This is a genomic window from Streptomyces sp. NPDC088733 (assembly GCF_044751185.1).
Taxonomy (GTDB): Bacteria; Actinomycetota; Actinomycetes; order Streptomycetales; family Streptomycetaceae; genus Actinacidiphila.
Genome location: NZ_JBIVLH010000002.1, coordinates 203,067 through 221,840, shown reverse-complemented (window position 1 = coordinate 221,840; position 18,774 = coordinate 203,067). Strand labels below are relative to the sequence as shown.

18 protein-coding genes are annotated in these 18,774 nt (G+C 71.7%); 11 read left to right on the top strand and 7 right to left on the bottom strand.

The window, feature by feature from the left end:
• Positions 1-452: 452 nt before the first annotated feature.
• Together ACIP64_RS04395 and ACIP64_RS04390 are read left to right on the top strand one after the other, a co-directional pair.
• Entirely contained in the window at positions 453-971 is a 519-nt protein-coding gene (locus tag ACIP64_RS04395; protein WP_401581666.1) for a MarR family winged helix-turn-helix transcriptional regulator, read from the top strand.
• 194 nt (positions 972-1,165) lie between these two features.
• Positions 1,166-1,660: a MarR family winged helix-turn-helix transcriptional regulator gene (locus ACIP64_RS04390; protein WP_401581663.1), complete on the top strand. Its 495-nt coding sequence runs from the start codon at positions 1,166-1,168 to the stop codon at positions 1,658-1,660.
• Here the strand turns inward: ACIP64_RS04390 and ACIP64_RS04385 are convergent.
• Both ACIP64_RS04385 and ACIP64_RS04380 read right to left on the bottom strand, forming a co-directional pair.
• Positions 1,638-2,159 carry an ATP-binding protein gene (locus ACIP64_RS04385; RefSeq protein WP_401581660.1) on the bottom strand — a complete coding sequence of 174 codons (522 nt, stop codon included), beginning with the start codon at positions 2,157-2,159 and terminating at the stop codon, positions 1,638-1,640. The genes ACIP64_RS04390 and ACIP64_RS04385 overlap by 23 nt on opposite strands.
• Positions 2,160-2,245: 86 nt before the next feature.
• Positions 2,246-2,992 (bottom strand): SDR family NAD(P)-dependent oxidoreductase, encoded by a 747-nt coding sequence (locus ACIP64_RS04380; protein WP_401581658.1) that lies wholly within the window; start codon positions 2,990-2,992, stop codon positions 2,246-2,248.
• 697 nt (positions 2,993-3,689) lie between these two features.
• Here ACIP64_RS04380 and ACIP64_RS04375 point away from each other — a divergent pair.
• A complete protein-coding gene (locus ACIP64_RS04375; protein WP_401581655.1) occupies positions 3,690-5,147 on the top strand; it encodes a hypothetical protein in 1,458 nt (485 codons plus the stop codon).
• A gap of 32 nt (positions 5,148-5,179) precedes the next feature.
• Here the strand turns inward: ACIP64_RS04375 and ACIP64_RS04370 are convergent, their stop codons facing one another.
• Together ACIP64_RS04370 and ACIP64_RS04365 are read right to left on the bottom strand one after the other, a co-directional pair.
• Complete coding sequence (locus ACIP64_RS04370; RefSeq protein ID WP_401581652.1) at positions 5,180-5,461, bottom strand: hypothetical protein; 282 nt, start codon at positions 5,459-5,461, stop codon at positions 5,180-5,182.
• A gap of 150 nt (positions 5,462-5,611) precedes the next feature.
• Positions 5,612-5,950 (bottom strand): hypothetical protein, encoded by a 339-nt coding sequence (locus tag ACIP64_RS04365; protein WP_401581649.1) that lies wholly within the window; start codon positions 5,948-5,950, stop codon positions 5,612-5,614.
• Positions 5,951-6,172: 222 nt separating this feature from the next.
• On the opposite strand from ACIP64_RS04365, the gene ACIP64_RS04360 reads away from it, so the two are divergent.
• From ACIP64_RS04360 to ACIP64_RS04330, 7 genes are all read left to right on the top strand, one after another.
• Positions 6,173-6,643, top strand: coding sequence for a hypothetical protein (locus tag ACIP64_RS04360; protein ID WP_401581646.1), 471 nt, complete (start codon positions 6,173-6,175; stop codon positions 6,641-6,643).
• Positions 6,643-8,034 carry a hypothetical protein gene (locus ACIP64_RS04355; protein ID WP_401581644.1) on the top strand — a complete coding sequence of 464 codons (1,392 nt, stop codon included), beginning with the start codon at positions 6,643-6,645 and terminating at the stop codon, positions 8,032-8,034. Before ACIP64_RS04360 ends, ACIP64_RS04355 begins: the two co-directional genes overlap by 1 nt.
• Positions 8,031-9,494: a VWA domain-containing protein gene (locus tag ACIP64_RS04350; protein ID WP_401581641.1), complete on the top strand. Its 1,464-nt coding sequence runs from the start codon at positions 8,031-8,033 to the stop codon at positions 9,492-9,494. Before ACIP64_RS04355 ends, ACIP64_RS04350 begins: the two co-directional genes overlap by 4 nt.
• A 21-nt stretch (positions 9,495-9,515) precedes the next feature.
• Entirely contained in the window at positions 9,516-10,628 is a 1,113-nt protein-coding gene (locus ACIP64_RS04345) for an AAA family ATPase (protein ID WP_401581638.1), read from the top strand.
• The gene (locus ACIP64_RS04340) at positions 10,625-13,423 is read left to right on the top strand and encodes a DUF5682 family protein (protein WP_401581635.1); all 2,799 of its coding nucleotides are present in this window, start codon (positions 10,625-10,627) and stop codon (positions 13,421-13,423) included. The genes ACIP64_RS04345 and ACIP64_RS04340 overlap by 4 nt, the downstream gene beginning before the upstream one ends.
• A 209-nt stretch (positions 13,424-13,632) precedes the next feature.
• Complete coding sequence (locus ACIP64_RS04335; protein WP_401581632.1) at positions 13,633-14,739, top strand: DNA alkylation repair protein; 1,107 nt, start codon at positions 13,633-13,635, stop codon at positions 14,737-14,739.
• A 131-nt stretch (positions 14,740-14,870) separates the two neighbouring features.
• Entirely contained in the window at positions 14,871-15,281 is a 411-nt protein-coding gene (locus ACIP64_RS04330; protein WP_360907800.1) for a DUF732 domain-containing protein, read from the top strand.
• 36 nt (positions 15,282-15,317) lie between these two features.
• Here the strand turns inward: ACIP64_RS04330 and ACIP64_RS04325 are convergent, their stop codons facing one another.
• The 3 genes from ACIP64_RS04325 to ACIP64_RS04315 are packed head-to-tail and all read right to left on the bottom strand — an operon-like array spanning position 15,318 to position 18,156.
• Positions 15,318-16,031, bottom strand: coding sequence for an NADPH-dependent F420 reductase (locus tag ACIP64_RS04325; protein ID WP_401581630.1), 714 nt, complete (start codon positions 16,029-16,031; stop codon positions 15,318-15,320).
• A 51-nt stretch (positions 16,032-16,082) separates the two neighbouring features.
• Positions 16,083-17,114, bottom strand: a complete 1,032-nt coding sequence (locus tag ACIP64_RS04320) for an LLM class flavin-dependent oxidoreductase (RefSeq protein WP_401581628.1) — start codon at positions 17,112-17,114, stop codon at positions 16,083-16,085.
• A complete protein-coding gene (locus tag ACIP64_RS04315; RefSeq protein ID WP_401581626.1) occupies positions 17,107-18,156 on the bottom strand; it encodes an LLM class flavin-dependent oxidoreductase in 1,050 nt (349 codons plus the stop codon). The genes ACIP64_RS04320 and ACIP64_RS04315 overlap by 8 nt, the downstream gene beginning before the upstream one ends.
• A gap of 108 nt (positions 18,157-18,264) precedes the next feature.
• Between ACIP64_RS04315 and ACIP64_RS04310 the strand changes: the two genes are divergently transcribed.
• The gene (locus ACIP64_RS04310; RefSeq protein WP_401581624.1) at positions 18,265-18,753 is read left to right on the top strand and encodes a MarR family winged helix-turn-helix transcriptional regulator; all 489 of its coding nucleotides are present in this window, start codon (positions 18,265-18,267) and stop codon (positions 18,751-18,753) included.
• The last annotated feature ends 21 nt before the right edge of the window (positions 18,754-18,774 follow it).

The following is an 18,774-nucleotide window of genomic DNA, read 5'->3' as shown; positions in this document are numbered from 1 at the left end:
ACAACAGATAAGGATCCTGTGACGAGTGGGTGTCCTGTGCGAGCCGAGGGGCGCCCGACGCGGTCCGCGAGGGTGTCGAAGGCCAGCATCAGCGACGCGAAGGTCACGTTGAAGCCGACCACCACCCATTGCAGTGCCTGCGCGCTGGAGTGCATCTGCGCGGCCACGCCCGGGAGGGCGACACCCGCGCCGGTCAGGGCCTCGGGGACGTTGAAGACGGCCAGGGAGACGATCAGCAGCGTGAGCCATGCAGGGCGCTGCTTGGTATGAGTACGCTTGTGTCGAGTCGTGTATTTCATAATCACAGGACTCTACAACAGATAAGGATCCTGTGACGAGTGGGTGTCCTGTGCGAGCCGAGGGGCGCTCGGCGCGGGGCGTGGGCAGACCCGTCCCGGGACGACGAAGTGCGCCGAGTGGGCGCGGAGATGAGAGAGGCGGTCCGATCGGCCATGGCACCGACGAAGAAGCCACGCGAGAGGCCGGGAGACGCGGTCCGGCCGGCGGCGACCGGGGGTGCGCTGAGCGTCCACCTGAAGCGCGCCGAGCAGGCGATCGTGGCACGCAAAGCCCGCGGGGTGCGTGAACTGGACCTCACCGGCCCGCAGTGCAAGGTCCTGAACTCCCTGAACTGCGGCGCCGCGAAGTCGTGCACTCAGCTGGCCCGCGAGGCCCTGGTCACCCCGCAGACCATGACCGGGATCGTGCGGAACCTGGAGCTGAAGGGTCTGGTCGAGCGGAACCCTTCGCCCGACCACGGCAGGGTCATGCTCGTCACACTCACTCCCGCGGGGAAGGAACGGGCGGCAGCCGTCGGCGGGTTCGCCGAGCGGGTCGAGCACGGTCTGCGCGAGGCGATACCCGAGGAGGACTACGCCCAGTTGGTCAGGCTCCTCGACCGCGTCGCGGAACTCGCCTCCCAGGTCCCGGGGCGCGCCGGAGAGCGGGGCGGCGAGGCGGCGAGGCGGTGAGGCGCCCGGCGTGTGCGCGGCCCGACCGCGCGCACGCCGGGCCTGTGGGACCGGGCGGGGGAAGCCCACCACTCGCCCGCGGAGTGCGGCCGGGCCGGCCCGCAGGCGGTGGTGGGACCTGTTCCCATTGAGGTTCCTACACTGGCTCAGCGTTATGCTTGGCGAAAACTCCAGGAGAGGCAGGGCGGTCGGCGATGGCAGCGAAGAAGAAGGCGCGCGCGGCGTCCGACGCCCTGGCCGCACCGACCGATCCTGCGAGCATGCTGAGTTTTCACCTCAAGCGCGCGGAGCAGGCGCTGAGCGCACGCAAGTTCGTCGGGATCCGAGAGCTGGACCTGACCTCCCCGCAGTGCACGGCGCTGGGCTACCTGACCGGCGGTGCCGCGAAGTCGTGCACCCAGCTCGCCCGCGAGGCACTGGTCACCTCGCAGACCATGACCGGGATCGTGAAGAACCTGGAGCTGAAGGGGCTGGTCGAGCGGCACGCCTCACCGGATCACGGCCGCGTCATGCTCGTCTCCCTCACCCCGGCCGGGGTCGAGCGGGCAGCTGCCGCGAGCGGATTCGCCGCGAGCGTGGAGCGTGGACTGCAGGAGGCGATGTCCGGGGAGGAGTACGCCCAGCTGATCAAACTCCTCGACCGTGTCGCCGACCTCGCCCCGGAAGTCACCGCCGACGTCGCGGAGTAGCGCGGGAGGGCTGCACGTTCTCGTGGCCCGTCATGGCGAAGCGGTCCCAAACGGCTTTGCCGTGTGCCGGTTTGTCGTCGACTCCGTATCCGTCGGCAAGGTCGTTGACGATGATCAAACCGCGCCCGGACGGTGTTCCGGCATCCGGATTCCCCGGCTCGGGCCGCCGCGGGTCCCTGTCGTGCACCTCCACGCGGACAGCGCCCTCGCACAGCAGCACCCTCACCAGGAATTGCTCGGCTCCGGGCCGCGTGTGCTCACAGGCATTGGCGGCGAGTTCCGCGGCACACAGGACGACGTCGCCGGCGCGTTCGGTCACACCCCAGTCGTCCAGGGTGCGGGCGACGAATCGACGCGCCCGGCGCACCGCGCAGGTGTCACGGGTGAAGAGCTGCGCGGCGGATGCCGGGGAGTGCTCGCCCGGCCGGCCGCATGCGACGCGGTCGGCCCCCGGCGATGTGCTGTGCGGCGCGGTGAGCCGCTCCGCGTGACTGCCCACGATGATCACCTTCAGTCGGCTGATCCTGCTGGGTGAGGGGCCCGGGGCGGTGCGGGATGACCATCCGTCCCGCCCCGGGCCGGGGCTCAGGCGGCCTTGGGCCCGATGGCGGGCCGGCCGCCGGTCACCTCGAGGGTGGCGCCGGTGATGTAGCTGGCGCGGTCGGAAGCCAGGAAGAGGACGGCCTCGGCGATCTCCTCGGGCTCACCGACACGCCCCATGGCCGACATGCCGTCGGCGATCGCCTTCAACGTGGCCGGGTCGGCATCCGTGCCCGGCGTGCGCACCGGGCCGGGCGAGACGGTGTTGATCCGCACGCCCTGCGTGGCGTACTCGGCCCCCCAGATGCGGGTGAGCTGCTCGATCGCGGCCTTGGACGCGGCATAGATGCCGGTGTGGCTGGTGGCCACCGAGGCGGCGACGGTGCCGATGTTCACCACCGACCCCCAGCCCCGCGCGGCCATGCCGGGGACCAGGGCCCGTACCAGCAGGTAGGGCGCCTTGGTGTTCAGGTTCACCTGCAGGTCGAACAGCTCCGCGGTCATTTCGGCGGTCGACTGGAACTTGTAGATGCCGGCGTTGTTCACCAGCACATCCACGTCACCGGCCTGTTCGGCCAGACGCAGCACGTCCTCGGTGCTGCCGAGGTCGGCCTGGAGGAACCGTGCGGAGCCCCCGCCGGCCTCGATCTCCGCGACCACCGCCGCACCGCGCTCGGCATCACGGCCGTGCACGATGACGTCGGCGCCCTCCTGCGCGAGCTGCACAGCGACCGCACGTCCGATGCCTGCGGTGGCGCCGGTGACGAGGGCCGTACGTCCGGACATACCCATGATCATTCTTTCCTTCGGGGAGATGTGATGTCGGATCCGGCATTATTGAAGGATCCTGTATTTGAGGATGCTAACAGGCTATAGCCAGTGTCCATTCCTGAATGAGATCCCTGTTTTGATGTAGGACCCTGCATTATGTGAAGTGGCGGAACCCTGCCTCGTGGCTACGTGCGGCTTCCACTGCCACAACTGCGGCACCCGGACGTGCGGAAGCGGGCGCGGCGCGGGACCCGGCCGACAGCACCAGTGCCACCGCCGTCTGGATGTAGGCCGCAATGACGAAGGCTGTCAGGGCGCCGTCCTTTCCGGCCCCGGCGAGCCCCAGGTAGGGTGCCCAGCGAGGCGACGCCGCGGGCGAGGCCGCCCTGCGGCAGTCCGGGACCGGTCAGGGCGAGACCGGATGCGATGGCAGGCAGGGACACGCGGGGCCACATGCCGGCGACCGAGGCGACGAGGGTGACCAGACCAGTGGCCTGGGAGGGCGCCCCGTCGCCCGCAAGACGAAAAGCGCCGGTGAGTAGCGCGACCGCGAGCGGAACCGATGCCGACACGTGGATCTACCTGGTCTACGGTGCCTTTTACTACCGCCTCCTCGTCGCCCACCTGCCGCCCACCCCGCGCCGGACGAGGCAGATCCCGAGGGCCGCCCTCGAAGGGGCGGTCACTCATCGGTCGCGAGTCAAAGGAACGAGTGCACATGGAAGAGTTGCGGGCAGTCACCACGCTCGTCCGTCGGCGCGTCCTCAAGGGGCTGGCGCGCAATCCGGCGGCGCCGGACCGGATGGTGCACCGCCTCGCCCGTGCACCATGGGGAGCCGAGGAAATCGCCCGACGCCGCGAGCAGATGACCGAGGAACTCGCGACCGTGCTCCTGGAGACGGGCGGCCGCGAGTCGGCGGTCGCGCTCGGCCGGAACGCGCGCCTCCCCGTTTCGGTGCGACGCCGGCTTGCCGCGCACACCGACGCCGAAGTGCGCGCGACAGCGGCCAGGCGCTTCGCCAGGACACTGATCGAGCCGGGCTACGAGACACCCGTCGGCCTGCTGACCGAATTGGCGGGTGATCCCGATCCACGGGTCCGTTCCGAGGTGGCCGCGCATTCGCGGACACCGGACGAGGTCCGTACTCGGCTGGCTGCCGATGCCGTTGTGAAGGTGCGCGTCGCCGTGGCCACTTGGTGGAAAGCACCGCCTTCCGAGGTCCACCGGACCTTGCTCACGGATCCCGATCCTGCGGTCCGCAAAGCCGTCTGCTCTCCCTGGCATCCGGTCCCGCCCGCGGACCTTCATCTCGCGCTGCTCGCGGTGCCGGAGACACGGCCGTTCGTGGCGCAGCACATCACCCTCACACCCGCGATCGCCCTGGAACTCGCTCGTGATCCCGAAGAGGAGGTGCGCGCCGGCGTGGCAGGCAACCCTGACCTGCCGCAAGCACTCCGGGACGAGCTCGCGGACGACCACAATGCGCTCGTGCGGCACGCGCTCCTGGTCTCGCAGCACACTCCGCACGAGACCCGGATCCGGCTGCACGAGGAGGTGCTCGCCGGCGCGGAGAGCGACGACGAGTGGTTCGTCGTCGACGCGCTGCTCGGGGCGGCATGGATGGGGCACGAACTGCGCTGGCTGCACCGGGTATCCGTGGAAGAGCGGCTGGCCCTGCTGGACTCGCCGTTGTCCTTCCTGCGTTACGGCGTGGCCTCCGGCGTGCGGGACCTCCCTGCCGCGGCCGTCGATCGCCTGCTCAACGATCCGGACCCGCACGTCCAGCGGATCACCGCGCTGTGCGCGGCGTCCCCCTCACCCGCGGAACTCGAGCGCATCGTCCGGGAGCACGGTGATCACCGCAAGGTGAGGCCCGGCATCCTGGGAAGACCTGATTTCCCCACGCAGGCGTACGCGCGCTTCGCGACGGCTGAGCGGGCGGAGTTGCGGGCCGCCGCCGCGGCGACCGCTCTGCCGGCCGAGACCCTGGAAGCACTTGCCGTCGACGTCGAACCATGGGTCCGTTCCGTGGCGGCAGGCAATCCGCACTTGCCGCTCCGCTGCCTTCCCCGGCTCCTTGCCGATGAGCAGCGCGATGTGGCGGAGCAGGCCGGCACCTCGGTCCTGCTGCCCGAGAAGTGGATGGATGCCCTGTTGACCGCGGAAGGGCTGTGAGCGACGGGCGCGGCGCGCCGGTGCCCCCTGTCTCAGCGGCGGGGACCGCGGGGCTGCCGGGCGGCGCGGGGGACGGGGAGGCGCCACCCGTACTGGAGGGCGCGGGCGATGCAGCGGGCGTCGCGGCGGTTGTGTCCGGTGGACTGCCGGATGTGGTCGAGGGCGTCGTTCCAGCGTCCGGCGTGGACGAGTCCCCGGGCGGTGTCCTGGACGGGGGAGGGGACGGGCAGTCGCAGCGCGCGCACGATCTCCGGGTCCCAGCCCTGTCGGCGCGCCGTCCACGCGTGCCACATGGCTGTGATCGACCAGGTCATGACGGGTCCCCCGGGTGGCTCCACATGTGGATCAGATGTGGGGATCATACGGAGACCGTGTGATGGGCGTGGGGGCGGGTCGTTGTTGCGGCCGCGCGCGGACGGTTGGGGCCGCCGCACGAAGGACCTGACGCATCCTCGGCGGGCAGGTCAGGTCGAGGAACCGTCGATCTGCGCCCGCGTGAGCCGCACCGGTTCCCCCGTGGCGTTGTCGAACCTGCGCTTGACCAGGACGGTGAACCCGAGCCTGCGCAGGGCCGTCTCGGCGACGTTCGTGTTGCCGGGGTCCCGGCCGCCCAGGGCGTTGCGCACCAGGGCGACCACGGGGAGATTCCGCCCGGCGACCGCCACCAGCACCTCGTACCTCGGGTCGTCCTCATACGGGTGCAGAGCGGCGACAGCGACGTTCGCGAGAGTGAGCACGGCCTCTCCGCCCCCCTTCAGACCGATCGGGGTCTCGGAGACCTTGCCTATGCGCTCAGGTGCCATGCCGCGTCCTCATCCGTATCGGGCCCGTTGTCTTCCGCCAACTGCCCCGCAGGCTACCCGCACCCTCTGACACCCCGTCCGATCCCGCCGGCCCGCCTCCGCGAACCGCGTTGTCAGTGATCGCCCGTATGTTCAGTCGTGTCCCGCCGGTGCGGCGTGGATTCCCCCTTGGTGCACAGGAGATGGGCGTTGTCAGATCGGGAGAGGTCGAGCACGGCGCGGGTGACGGCACCCGCACGGCCGCGCAAGCTCGCCAAGGTTCCGTTCGTCGAGCTGGCCGACGGGCGGTTGCAGGGCGTGGTGTCCAGCGGCTCGGACGTCGAGCGGGTGTACGTCTCGTCGGTCTCGGCCGGCAGCTACGCGTTCGCCTGCAGCACCAACAACAACCGGCCCTGCGGCGGTGCGCGGGGTTCCTTCTGCAACCACATCCGGGCGCTGATCAGCGAGGCGGTCCTGCAGTACGGGGCCGCCCGCGTGGCGCGCTATCTGCGGGTCGAGACGGCGACGGGGGAGCCCAGTACGGAGACCGTCACCGCTGCCATGACCGCCGCACACCCGGCCCAGGGCGACACCCAGGCGGCCGCGCTCGTCTTCAGCCGGTTCCTGCGGCACCTGGCCTACCTGGAACTCGCCCCCACCACCGCACCGCTGCCCGAGATGCAGTGGTTCCCGCCGACCCGGGCGGTGGCGTGATGCGCGCGGACCTGCTCCTCGAAACCATTGACGGGCTCGACGAGGCCCTGGCGGCCGTCGACGCCTTCGACCGGGTCCTCGTCGCCGGGCTGCTCCGGCCGCAGCCCGCACAGGCCGCCGGCCTGACGGAACTCGCGCACGCCGTCGCGGGAACGCCGCTGGCCGCCGGGGTCTCCGAGGCGGCCGAGAAGGCGGCGGGCGGAGTCGCGGGCGACGACCACTTCGTCGCTCTGGCCGCGGCACGCACCGCGTTGCTGGGCTCCGTCCACGACGCGCTGACGGCTCGCGTCGCGGAGGCGACCGGGCGGTCCCGCGTCGAGGACGCCGCCCCGGCGGCCCCCGGCGGGCAGCAGGCCGCGAACCTGCGCGCCGCCGCCCGCTCCTGGCTCTGCGACCTGGCGCGCTCCGGGTGGCAGGGCCTCGACCACGACGTGGTCTCCGGCTCGACGCCCGTGGTCTCCGCGATGCTCCCGGACCCGGCCCTGCGGCGACTCGCGACGCTGCTCGACGGCTTCGCCGCCGAGCTGGCGGCCTCGTGCCCGGGGGCGTCCATGGAGCACTTCCCGCTGCGCCGCTGGGCCGACCTGTGGTCACGCGCCATGCTGCTGACCCTGCCCGGCGCCGCCGACGCCCGACCGGCCGGCACGGTCACCGGCCGCCTCCTGCCCCTCGGCGTCGACCTCCAGGAGCACGACACCGCGGCACAGGCCCAGGTCCACGCGGTGTTCGAGCCCGCGGACGGCGGCGCGGCCCGCCTGGTGCGAGCCGGCGTGTCCGTGCCGAAGCCCGACACGATCGTCGGCGCCGGCATCTGGCAACTGCTCCGGCCCCACATGTCGCTCCTCGCCGCCGCCGGCGAGGGCCGCTCGATGGACCTCGCCGGCATGCCGGTCACCGCCGAGGGCGACCTGCTCTGGAGCGACGAGCACGCGAATCCCGGGGAGCCGGCCGAGGCCTTCACCACCGCCCGGGTCTCGCTGCCCACCGCCGGCGAGACGGCGACCGCGCCTCTGGACCGCCACCCGGCGCGTATCGCCGTCCCCGTCTTCCTGGAGGGCTACGCCGTCGAAAAGGACGACCAGAACCTGGTGTTCACCGTCGCGGGGCGGTCTCTCGCCGTCGACACCGACCGCATTCCGGTCGCCGGGCCCCTCACCCCCGAGGCCGTCGCCGCGTCCGGCGCGTGCATCGGGCTGCTCCGCTGGGACGCGGGAACGTTCCGTGTCCAGCCCCTGGCCGTGGAGACGACCGTACGGAACAAGGCGGTCGCCGTCCACGCCGGAGGGTGGGCCGGAGGCACGACCGACAAGGCCGGTGCCAAGGCGGAGAAGGCCGCCACCGACGCCGTGGCCGTGCTGCGGGAACGCGCAGGAAGGCTGCTGCGCACATGACCGAGCAGATCACCGGCTCCACGGCCGGCCCGGCGCACAGCCATGAGGCGGCCGCGGAGGAAAGCCGTCGTCAGGTCCTCTACTGGCGGCTCCTGGCCCGCCTCTTCGACCACGAGGAGCAGCCCGCGCTGGAATCGGCGAGCCTCGCCGTCGTCGAGGACATCGGTCTGCCGTCCGCGCTCCTCGACCCGCAGACCTCCGTCGACGCGGTCGTGCAGCGGCACCCGGAACTGGCCGCCGAGTTCGACGGCCTGATGGCGCGGGGCCCCGCGCCGGACCCCGCTACCGGCGACGACGCGCGCGACCGGGCCGCCGAAGTACGGCGCGCGGCGCTGGTGTCCAAGGTGCTGCTCAACGTCTTCGCCACCGGCTCCGGGCCGGTGAGCGCGGGGCAGCTGGCACGCTGGCAGGCCGACGCCGGCTGGCTGGAACGGGCCCTCGGCTGCCGGCCCGGCGAGCTGCGCGGCGGCCGCGGCGCGAGGACAACGGGACCCGCCGGGGGCCAGGGCGCCGCGGCCACCGGCACCGGCCCTGGGGTCGCGACCCCCGGTCCCGGCGGGCTGGTCCCGGCGATCGGCCCGGAACTCGGCGCGATCGAGGCCGACCTCGTCAAGCGGATGCAGCTGCGCGAGGTGCTGGCCGACCCCGAGCTCGCCGCTCAGCTCACCCCGAGCATGTCGCTCATCGAGCAACTGCTGCGGGACAAGAGCAACCTCTCCGGCCTGGCCCTGGCCAACGCCAAGTCCCTGATCCGCCGCTTCGTCGACGAGGTCGCGGAGGTGCTGCGCACCCAGGTGGAGCAGACCACGGTGGGGGCCGTGGACCGCTCAGTCCCGCCCAAGCGGGTGTTCCGCAACCTCGACCTCGACCGGACCATCTGGAAGAGCCTCACCAACTGGAGCCCGGAGGAGGAGCGGCTGTACGTCGACCGCCTCTACTACCGGCACACCGCCCGCAAGACGACCCCGCAACGGCTGATCGTCGTGGTGGACCAGTCGGGTTCGATGGTCGACTCGATGGTCAACTGCACCATTCTGGCGTCGATCTTCGCTGGGCTGCCGAAGGTGGACGTCCACCTGATCGCGTACGACACCCGCGCCCTCGACCTCACCCCCTGGGTGAGCGACCCCTTCGAAGTGCTGCTGCGCACCCGCCTCGGGGGTGGCAACGACGGTCCCGTCGCGATGGCCATGGCCCTTCCGAAGATCACCGAGCCGCGGAACACCGTGATGGTGTGGATCTCGGACTTCTACGAATTCGACCGTTCGCAGCCGCTGTTCGAGGGCATCGAGGCCGTCCACCGCTCCGGGGTGAAGTTCATCCCGGTCGGCTCCGTCACCAGCTCCGGCCGCCAGGAGGTCAACCCCTGGTTCCGGGAGCGCTTCAAGGCCCTCGGCACGCCCGTGCTCTCCGGCCACATCCGCAAGCTCGTCCACGAGCTCAAGACGTTCCTCGCCTAGCTCATGAAAGGCCCCCTCCCCATGTCCGATCTGCTGCGTGCCCCCGCCGAGACCAAGTACGCCGAGGAGCTCGACTGGCTGGAGTCCGTCGACGACGGCCCCAAGCCCTTCTCCTGGCGGCTGTCGCCCAAGATGGTCCGCCTGTTCGTCCTGGGCTCCGAGCGCTCCGACGGCCTGGACCGCGAGATCTCGCAGAAGTGGTTCGGCGACCGGAGTTTCGTCGAGCGCTCCATCGTCACGCTCGCCTCCGACCGCGGCCTGCTGCTCATCGGCGACCCCGGCACGGGCAAGAGCTGGCTGGCCGAACTGCTGTCGGCCGCGATCTGCCGCAACTCCACCCTGGTCGTCCAGGGCACCGCCGGCACCACCGAGGACCACATCAAGTACTCCTGGAACGTGTCCATGGTGATCGCCAAGGGCCAGTCGCGGGAGTCGATGATCCCCTCTCCGATCATGACGGCGATGGAGACCGGGGCGATCGGCCGGTTCGAGGAACTCACCCGCTCCACCAGCGATGTCCAGGACGCGCTGATCTCGATCCTCTCCGAGAAGTACATCTCGGTTCCCGAACTCGACAGCGACGGCATCGTCTTCGCCAAGCCCGGCTTCTCGGTCATCGCCACCGCCAACAGCCGTGACCGGGGCGTCAACGACCTGTCCTCCGCCCTCAAGCGCCGTTTCAACTTCGTGCGCATCCCCGTGGTGACGAACAAGAAGAGCGAGGCGGAGATCGTCCGCTTCCGCACCGAGGAACTGCTGCGCCGCCACCGGATCGAGCTGGACGTGCCGCCGACGCTGCTCGACGTGCTGCTGCAGAGCTTCGCCGACCTGCGGGCCTCGGCGGCCGCGGCCGGCAGCGACGACGAGAAGCTGGAGTCCGCGCTGTCGACCGCCGAGCAGATCGGCGTGCTCGAGGACTCGATCCTGCACAGCAACTTCTTCGGCGAGCGCGCCCTGACCGCCCGCACGCTGGCCTCCTCGCTCGTCGGGTCCCTGGCCCGGCGCGCGCCCGAGGACCTGGCCATCCTCAACAAGTACCTGCACGGCGTCGTCGAGCCGCGCAGCAAGGAGGAGGGCGATTCCTGGCCGGAGTTCCTGGAGGGCGGCCGCGACGCGATTGCCACCCTGTCATGAGCGCCGCGCACGAGGGGACCTTCGAGGCGCTGCGCACACAGCTGCAGGAGGCCGCCACGGCCTTCGCCGACGACGGGCCCGGCACCCTGGAGAGCATCCTGCTCGGCATCGTCGACGACGTCGACCGCGCGGTGCGCGAGCCGCTGGAGATCTTCCCCGTCTGCCATCACTCGCCCGCCTCGGCGGTCGCGATGGCGCGCCGCCTGCGGGAGAAGCAGCCGAAGGTCGTCTACCTGGAGCTGTGCGAGGACATGGCACCGCTGCTGACCGAACTGCGCAACTGCAGGCTCCCGGTGGCGGTCCAGGCGTTCGCCACCCAGGTCGACGGCTTCCCCGCCGACTGGGCTCCGCTGTCCGTGGTCGCGCCGATCACCGAGGCGTCGGCCGAGTACCAGGCGATCGCCTACGCCCTGGACACCCCGGGTGTCGAGCTGGTCCTCGTCGACCGCTCCTCCGACCACGTCTTCCAGTGGGACGCCCGGGCGGAGCTCCCCGCCGGGCCCGCCGATCCGGACGCGGCGCCCGCCGAGGAGGAGGCGGCGCTGCACGGCGACGCGGTCGGTGTGGAGATCGGCGACCTGCGGCCGCGCTTCGCCGAACTGGAGGAGCACCTGCTGCGCCACGGCCGGGTCCGGCACTGGTCGGAGTGGTGGCACCAGTACGTCGAACTGCCGCTCGGCGACAGCGACCACGACACGTACCGGCAGGTCATGCTGCTGATAGGAAGCCTCTTCCGGCGCCTCGCGCCCGGCGACCCCGCCCGGGTGCGCGTGGACGAGGACCGCGAGCGCCACATGTGGACCAGGATGCGCGAGCACCTGGCCGCGACCGGCACCGATCCGGCGGACTGCCTCTATGTCTGCGGTGCCTTCCACGCGGCGAGCCGGGTCGCGGAGTTCGGCGTCGACGGCACCGACACCTTCGAGATCGGCCCGCGCAGCGGCACAAAGTGGCTGCACGGCCTGATCCCGTCCAGCCACGCGGCGATCGAGGCGCAATTCGGCCTCGCCGCGGGGTCGGTGTCGATCGCCGCGACGGTCTGGGCGAAGAACCTCAAGCGGACGCACGTGAAGCCGTACCGCCTGAGCGGGCAGGCCGGCACCAAGAAGACACCGGCCAAGAAGGCCGCGACGGCCCCGGTGCCGGAGGTACCGCCCTCCGACCAGCTGACGGGTTTCCTCCGGCGCCCGCCCGTCCTGGACCGGCTGGACGAGGCCGAACTGCTCGGCTGGTCGGTGGAGATCGTCCGCGCCGCGCGCCGCAACGGGTACCTCGCCTCCACCGCCGACGCCATCGCCGTGTTCGAGACGTCGATCCTGCTGGCCGGCATGCGCGACCGGGCCAGACCGACGCCTTACGACTTCCAGGACGCGGCCGTCACCTGCATCGAGAAGGACGCCGTGCCCGGCCGGCGCGATGTGCGCCGGCTCGTGGAGATCATGATGGGGGGCGACCGGATCGGGCAGGTCGGCTACGACGCGCTGCCGCCCCTGGCCCGCGACGTCCACGACCGCCTCGCACCGTTGGGCCTGAGGCTCCAGCAGCGCGGTGTGCAACGGGCGCTGCTGGACATCGCCGGCCGCCCGGAACTGGCGTCGTGCTCCGACGTGCTGTGGATGCTGCGCTACCTGATGCCGCACGGCACGGCGCGGCCGATCATGGGCGACCGTAAGCTCGGCGAGCAGCCGATCCAGGAGTCCTGGGACGTGGCCCTGGGCACCCACCAGCGCGCGCTCATCGAGCTCGGCTACGAGGGCGTCAGCATCGAGCAGGTACTGGAGCAGCGGCTGCGCCGGAAGGCGTACGGCCCGCAGGCTACCGCCGCGACGGTCCTGGAGGGCGTCGAGGACGCGACCCTGTACCTGCGCAGCCGCCGCATCGCCGACGAACTGGGCAACCACGCCCTCGACGTGCTCTCCGCCGAACGCGGAGTCGACGGCGCGCCCGAGGTGCTGCGCAGGGTGCGGCGGCTGCTCGCCTACTACCGCACGAGCGAGCCGGTGCTGCCGCCGTGGATCGAGTCCTTCACCAAGACCGGATACGCCCACTACTGCACCCTGCTGCCGACGGCGTTCACCGACGACGACGCCACGGTCGGCCAGGTCGCGGCGATGCTGGGCTTCCTGTTCGGCATGGAGAGCCTGGCGCTGTCGCTCGGCTGCGACCGGACCCAACTGGAGCTGGCGGTGGCGCAGTCCCACCCGCGGGATCCGTCGAGGACGGCGCTGCTGTGGGCGGCCCAGGTGCACTTGGGCACCCTCTCCCGCGCGGACCTCCGGGCCCGGTGCGACGAACTGCTCGGCAACCCCTTGGTGGTGCCCGCCTACCCGCGCTACCTCAGCGGTTTCCTGCACAGCCTGGAGCCCGTTCCGGGACTCGCCGACTTCGTCGTGGAGGCGGTGTCGAACGCGTTCGGTCGGCTGCCGGATCCGGTGCTCCTGCCGTGGCTGCCGCTCCTGATCTCCCATCTGCGGTCGAGCGGCGCCGAACTGGCCCCGCTGCTGATCCGCGAGGCGGGGCGGACCTTCCCCGGCCGGCTCGAAGCACTCGACGCGTGGGTGCCGCCCTGGCGTGCACAGCCCGGGCCGGAGCCCTTGGCCCGGGCGCTGCCCGCGGGGGGCGGCCGCGCCGGTGTGCTGCTCGCCGCCCACCCCGCCACCTGCGACGCGGTGGCGGACCTCCTGGGCTGTGACGGGACGTGGTCGACGGCGGAGCCCGGTCCGTCCGGCGCGGTGCTGATCGCCCGGCATCCGGACACGGCCGCGGCACTGGAGGCCCTGCTGGGAGGCGCGTGAGTGCGGTGGGAAGAGAGCCCGCGCGGCGGATCCGGCCGGTCGCGTCCGGATCCGCGGGCAGCCGGCAGGCCCAGCGGCCGAGCCCGTCATGGCCCGCCACGAGTGACTGCTAGGATCGAAGCAACTGTGCGCGCGTTCGTGCCGTCGGCCGCGCGCCACTCACCCCCGGCCACATGTACCGAGCCGGGACAACCGAAAGGACCGCCCCGGTGCCCCTCGCGGAAGAACTGCTGGGCCAGGCCGCCGCGGCGGGACTCGGCCTCTGCATGGAAAAGGCCAACGGGACCCGGGGCGCGGCCGCCGTGCGCTCCGCCGCCGCGGGTCTCGACGCACTGGCGCTGCGGGAACGCAGTGACCTGCTCCGCGACGCCCTGCTGGTGGACCTGCCCGACGGGTACCCCCGCACCGAGGCGGTCGTCCGCACCGCGCTCGAGGACCCGGAATTCACCGGATGGATGATCTGGCCCGTCACGGAGGCCGTCGTCTCCCGCGCCCTGGAGGCGGCAGAGCCGGAAGCCTTCGACTCCGCGCTGGCTTTGCTCGCCGACCTCACTCCGCGGCTGACCGCCGAATTCGCCATCCGGCGTGTGCTCATGGCCGACCTGGATCGCGCTCTCGCGATCGTCCAGCAGTGGGTGCGCCACCCGGACGAGCACGTCCGGCGCCTCGCCACGGAAGGCACCCGCCCGAGGCTGCCCTGGGCGGTCCGCGTCCCGGGGATCACCGCCCGGCCCCGGGCGACCCTGCCCATCCTCGACGCCCTGTACCGCGACCCCTCCGAGTACGTCCGGCGCTCGGTCGCCAACCACGTCAACGACATCAGCCACGGCGACCCCGACCTCGCCGTCGAGGTGGTCACACGCTGGGCGGCGGACCCCGACGACCACACGCCCCGGCTGATCCGGCACGCCCTGCGCACGGCGATCAAGAAGGGCCACCCGGGCGCCCTGGCCCTGCTGGGATTCGAACCCGCCGCCGACGTCGCCCTCACCGGGCCCGAACTGACCGCGACGCGGGTGACCGTGGGGGAGGAACTGACCTTCACCTTCCACTTGGAGAACACGGGCGACACCCCGGCCAAGCTGGCGATCGACTACGTCATCCGCTACCGGAAGGCCAACGGCACCACCGCCCCCAAGGTCTTCAAACTGACGACCAGGACCCTGGGCGCGGGGGAGCGGGCGTCCATCAGCCGGCGGCACTCCTTCAAGCGGATCAGCACGCGCGTGTTCCACCCCGGAAGCCACGAGCTCGAACTGCAGATCAACGGTGTGGCCCAGGGCAAGGCCGGGTTCGACCTGGTCGTCCCCGTGTGAGTGCGGACCGGCGGGCCGTCCACCGCACGTCCTGATCGTTCCGCCGGTTGGTGTGCGCCATTCGGTTGAGCGGCCCGGCCACGTGGCCCCGTGGGCCGACATCCGCGGCGGCGATCCGGTTCTGTGGAGCGATGAGAATTCTCCGCCTTGCCGTCGCGGCCACCATGCTGATCACCGTCTGCGCGTGCTCCGCTGGTACGCAGCGGTCCGAGCCGGCCTCCTCGGGGACCCACGTCTCCGAGAAGGTCCTCGCGGACGCGGTGGCCGGCGGCGCCGTCCCGTCGTATCCCGCTCCCGCGCACCGCGACGCCTACCTCAAGGCCATCGGCGACATCGATCCCGCGCTGGACTCCAGAGGCATGGACCCGGCCATCTGGGCGGGCCGGGACATCTGTGTACTCCTCGCGGCCGACGTCAACCGAGGCGCCGTGATCGCCAGGACCGCCGACCGTTTCAGCCACGCGGGGCACCAGGTGGCCCCCACGGAGGCACGGCGCATCGTCCGGGCGGCACAGAAATTCATCTGCCCCGACATGCGCTGAACCGCGGTGCGCGTCCGGGGCCGGGCGCGCGAGGGGCTACCCGACGGGGTCCGCGGCCGGACCGGCCGCCCGGGCCTCGGTGACCGTGCGACCGCGCTCGGTCTCCGGGAACCGCGCGAGCATGGCGGTGAGTTCGGCGCTGTCGACATTGGCACCGAAGGGCTCGGTTCCCGGTTCGAGGCGGACGCCCTGGGCGAGCGGCCCGGCGACGACGGGGTCGAAGCCGAGCGCGTCGACGAGGCTCGCGACCTCGGCGAGGTCGTCGGGGCCGTCGCCCGCGATGGCGATCGCCTTGCGCCCGGGCGCACCCGCGGGCCGTGCCCCGTCCTCCAGGTCGTGGTACCCCATGTGGTTGAACGCCTTCACCACCCGCGACCCGGACAGGAACGCCTGGACGGTCTCGCTCGACGAGGTCCTGGGGTCGGTCAGGTCGTCGCGGATGCCGTCGACCTCCCACCAGTAGTTCATCGCGTCGATGACGAGCTTGCCCCGCAGCGCCTCGGCCGGGACGCTGCGGTACTTGCCCAGCGGCAGCGCCAGGACGGCGATGTCGGCGCGGGCTGCGGCCTCGGCGGCGGTGACCGCGACGGCGCCCGGGGTGAGGACCTCCACCGTCAGCGCGATGGCGGCGGGGTCGCCCGAGCCCGCGATCAGCACCCGGTGACCGGCCGCCAGGGCCAGCCGGCCCAGCACGGTCCCGACCTTTCCCGCGCCCAGGATGCCGATCGTGCGCACGCCCTCGGTGTTCATGTCGTCTCCGTTCCTCACGGTTCTTCGCGGTTCTTGGCGTGGCGTCCGGCGTCAGCCCGCGAGGATGTCGCGGACCATGGGGATGACCTTCGTGCCGTAGAGCTCGACGGCCCGCATACGGGCGCCGGCCGGCTGGGGGCCCACGGTGTAGATGAGGTCGAACCGGCCGACCCCGAGGTCGCCGACGGCGCCGGCGATCTTGCGGGCCACGGTCTCGGGCGATCCGACGTACATCGAGCCGTGCTCGACCTCGGCGTCGAACTCCTCGCGGCGCACCGGGGGCCAGCCGCGCAGCTTGCCGATGCGGTCGCGCATCACCTTGTAGCCGGGCCAGAACCCCTCGCGGGCCTCCTCGTCGGTGTCCGCGACGAAACCGGGGGAGTGCATCCCCACCGGGTGGGCCGTCGTGCCGAACTGCTCCGCCGCGCGCCGGTACAGGTCGATGTACGGCGCGAAGCGCGTGGGGGCGCCGCCGATGATGGCGAGCATGAGCGGGAAGCCGTAGCGCGCGGTGCGGACGACCGACTGCGGCGAGCCGCCCACGCCGACCCAGGTCGTCAGGCGGCCCGACTCGGTCTTCGGGAAGACGTCGGCGTCCTTCAGCGGCGCGCGCGTGGTGCCGCTCCAGGTGACCGGCTTCTCGTCGAGGAGCTTCGCGAAGAGCTCGATCTTCTCCTCGAAGAGCACGTCGTAGTCGCTGAGGTCGTATCCGAACAGAGGGAAGGACTCGGTGAAGGACCCGCGCCCCAGGATCACCTCGGCCCGCCCGTTGGAGAGGGCGTCGACGGTCGAGAAGCGCTGGAAGACGCGGACGGGGTCGTCGGAGCTGAGGACGGTCACGCCCGAGGCGAGCTTGATCCGCTCGGTGCGCGTGGCGATGCCGGCGAGCACGGTCTCCGGGGTCGACACCGAGTACTCGGGGCGGTGGTGCTCGCCGAGGGCTATGGCGTCGACGCCGATCCGGTCGGCGAGGACTGCCTCGTCGAGGACCTGCCGGATGGCGGCGGCGTGGGAGACCGGGGCGCCGGTGCCGTCGACCGGTACGTCGCCGAACGTGTCGAGGCCGAAAACGAGATCAGACATCAGCGGAATCCTTCGTGAGCAGTTCGCGGACCAGCGGGGCCACTTCGCGGCCCAGGAGTTCGATGGTGCGGGCACGGGCCCGGCGGGGCAGGCGGAGGATGTCGTACTTGAGGTCGAAGCGGCTCAGGTGCAGGTCGCGGGCGGTCCGGGCGATCTTGCGCGCCACGGTCTCGGGGGAGCCGACGTACAGCGCGCCGTCGCGGATCTCCTCCTCGTAGCGCTCCCGTGTGGGCTTGTAGAAGCCGCGCTCCTCGGCGAGCGCGGTCACGACCGGCTCCCAGTACCGCCACCAGGTGTCTGCCGCTTCCTCGTCGGTGTCGGCGACAAGGCCGAGCGAGTGCTGGCCGATGGGCAGGGCGGGGTGGCCGGACTCCGCCAGCGCCCGCTGGTAGAGCTCCACGTGGCCGGCGAAGCGCTGCGGACGCCCGCCGATGATGGCCAGCATCAGCGGCAGACCGTACCGGGCGGCGCGGATCGTGGAGTTGGGGCTGCCGCCCACACCGATCCAGGTGGGGATCCCGCCGCTGCGCATCCGGGGACGCAGGTGCTGGTCGACCAGCGGTGAGCGGACGGTGCCGGACCAGGTCACCGTCTCCTCCCGCTGGAGGCGCATGAACAGGTCCAGGTTCTCGTCGAAGAGCCGGTCGTAGTCGGCGATGTCGTGGCCGAAGAGGTGGAAGGACTCGGTGACCGACGCCCGCCCGAGGACGAGTTGGGCCCGGCCGTCCGACACGGCGTCCAGGGTGGAGAACGCGTGGTACAGGCGCACCGGGTCGTTGGTGCTGAGCACGGTGACGGACGTGCCGAGCTTGATGCGCTCCGTGGCGGTGGCCATCGCGGAGAGCAGTACGGGGGTGGCGGTGTCGACGTGGCCCGGACGGTAGTGCTCGCCGATGCTGAAGACGTCGAGTCCCGCGGCCTCGGCGAGAGCGGCCTCCTCCACGAGCAGCCGGACGGTCTCGGCGTCGCTGAGCACGCGACCGCCGTCCGTCGCGACCTCGCCGAACGAGTTCAGGCCCAGTTCGAAGGCAGTGCCCGGCATGATCTTCTCCTCCCCGCCCCCGGAAACGGCCGCGCTCCCGGCGGCCGGTGATTGACGTGTCAAGCATGCATCGATATGATTGACATGTCAAACAGAGGGGCGGTCGGCATGGAACGGCGACACGGGCGGTTGCCCACCACCGAAGAACTGCGGATCTGGCGCGACTTCGTCGAGACGACCGAACGGCTCCGCTCGGAGCTGGCGTCACGGCTCCAGGGTGATTCCGGACTGTCCACCGGCGACTACGCGGTGCTCCTGGCACTGCAGGAGGCGGAGGGGCACCAACTGCGCTCCTCCGAACTGGCCACCGCCGTCGGCTGGGAACGCAGCCGCCTGTCGCACCACCTCGGACGCATGGAACGCCGCGGGCTGATCCGGCGCGTGGAGTGCGCCACCGACAACCGGGGCGCCGAGGTCGTGCTCACCGCCGAGGGCGCCCAGGGCTTCCGGCGGGCCACGCTCCCGCACCTCAAGGCCGTCCGGGAACTGTTCGTCGACCCCCTCACGGCGCAGCAGCTGGCCGCCGCCGGTGAGATCGCGAAGGCGCTGCGCGGACGGCTGGACGCGCCCGGGAACGATTCGCCCGGGGCCTCCTGAGGCCTGCTGCGCGGCCCAGCC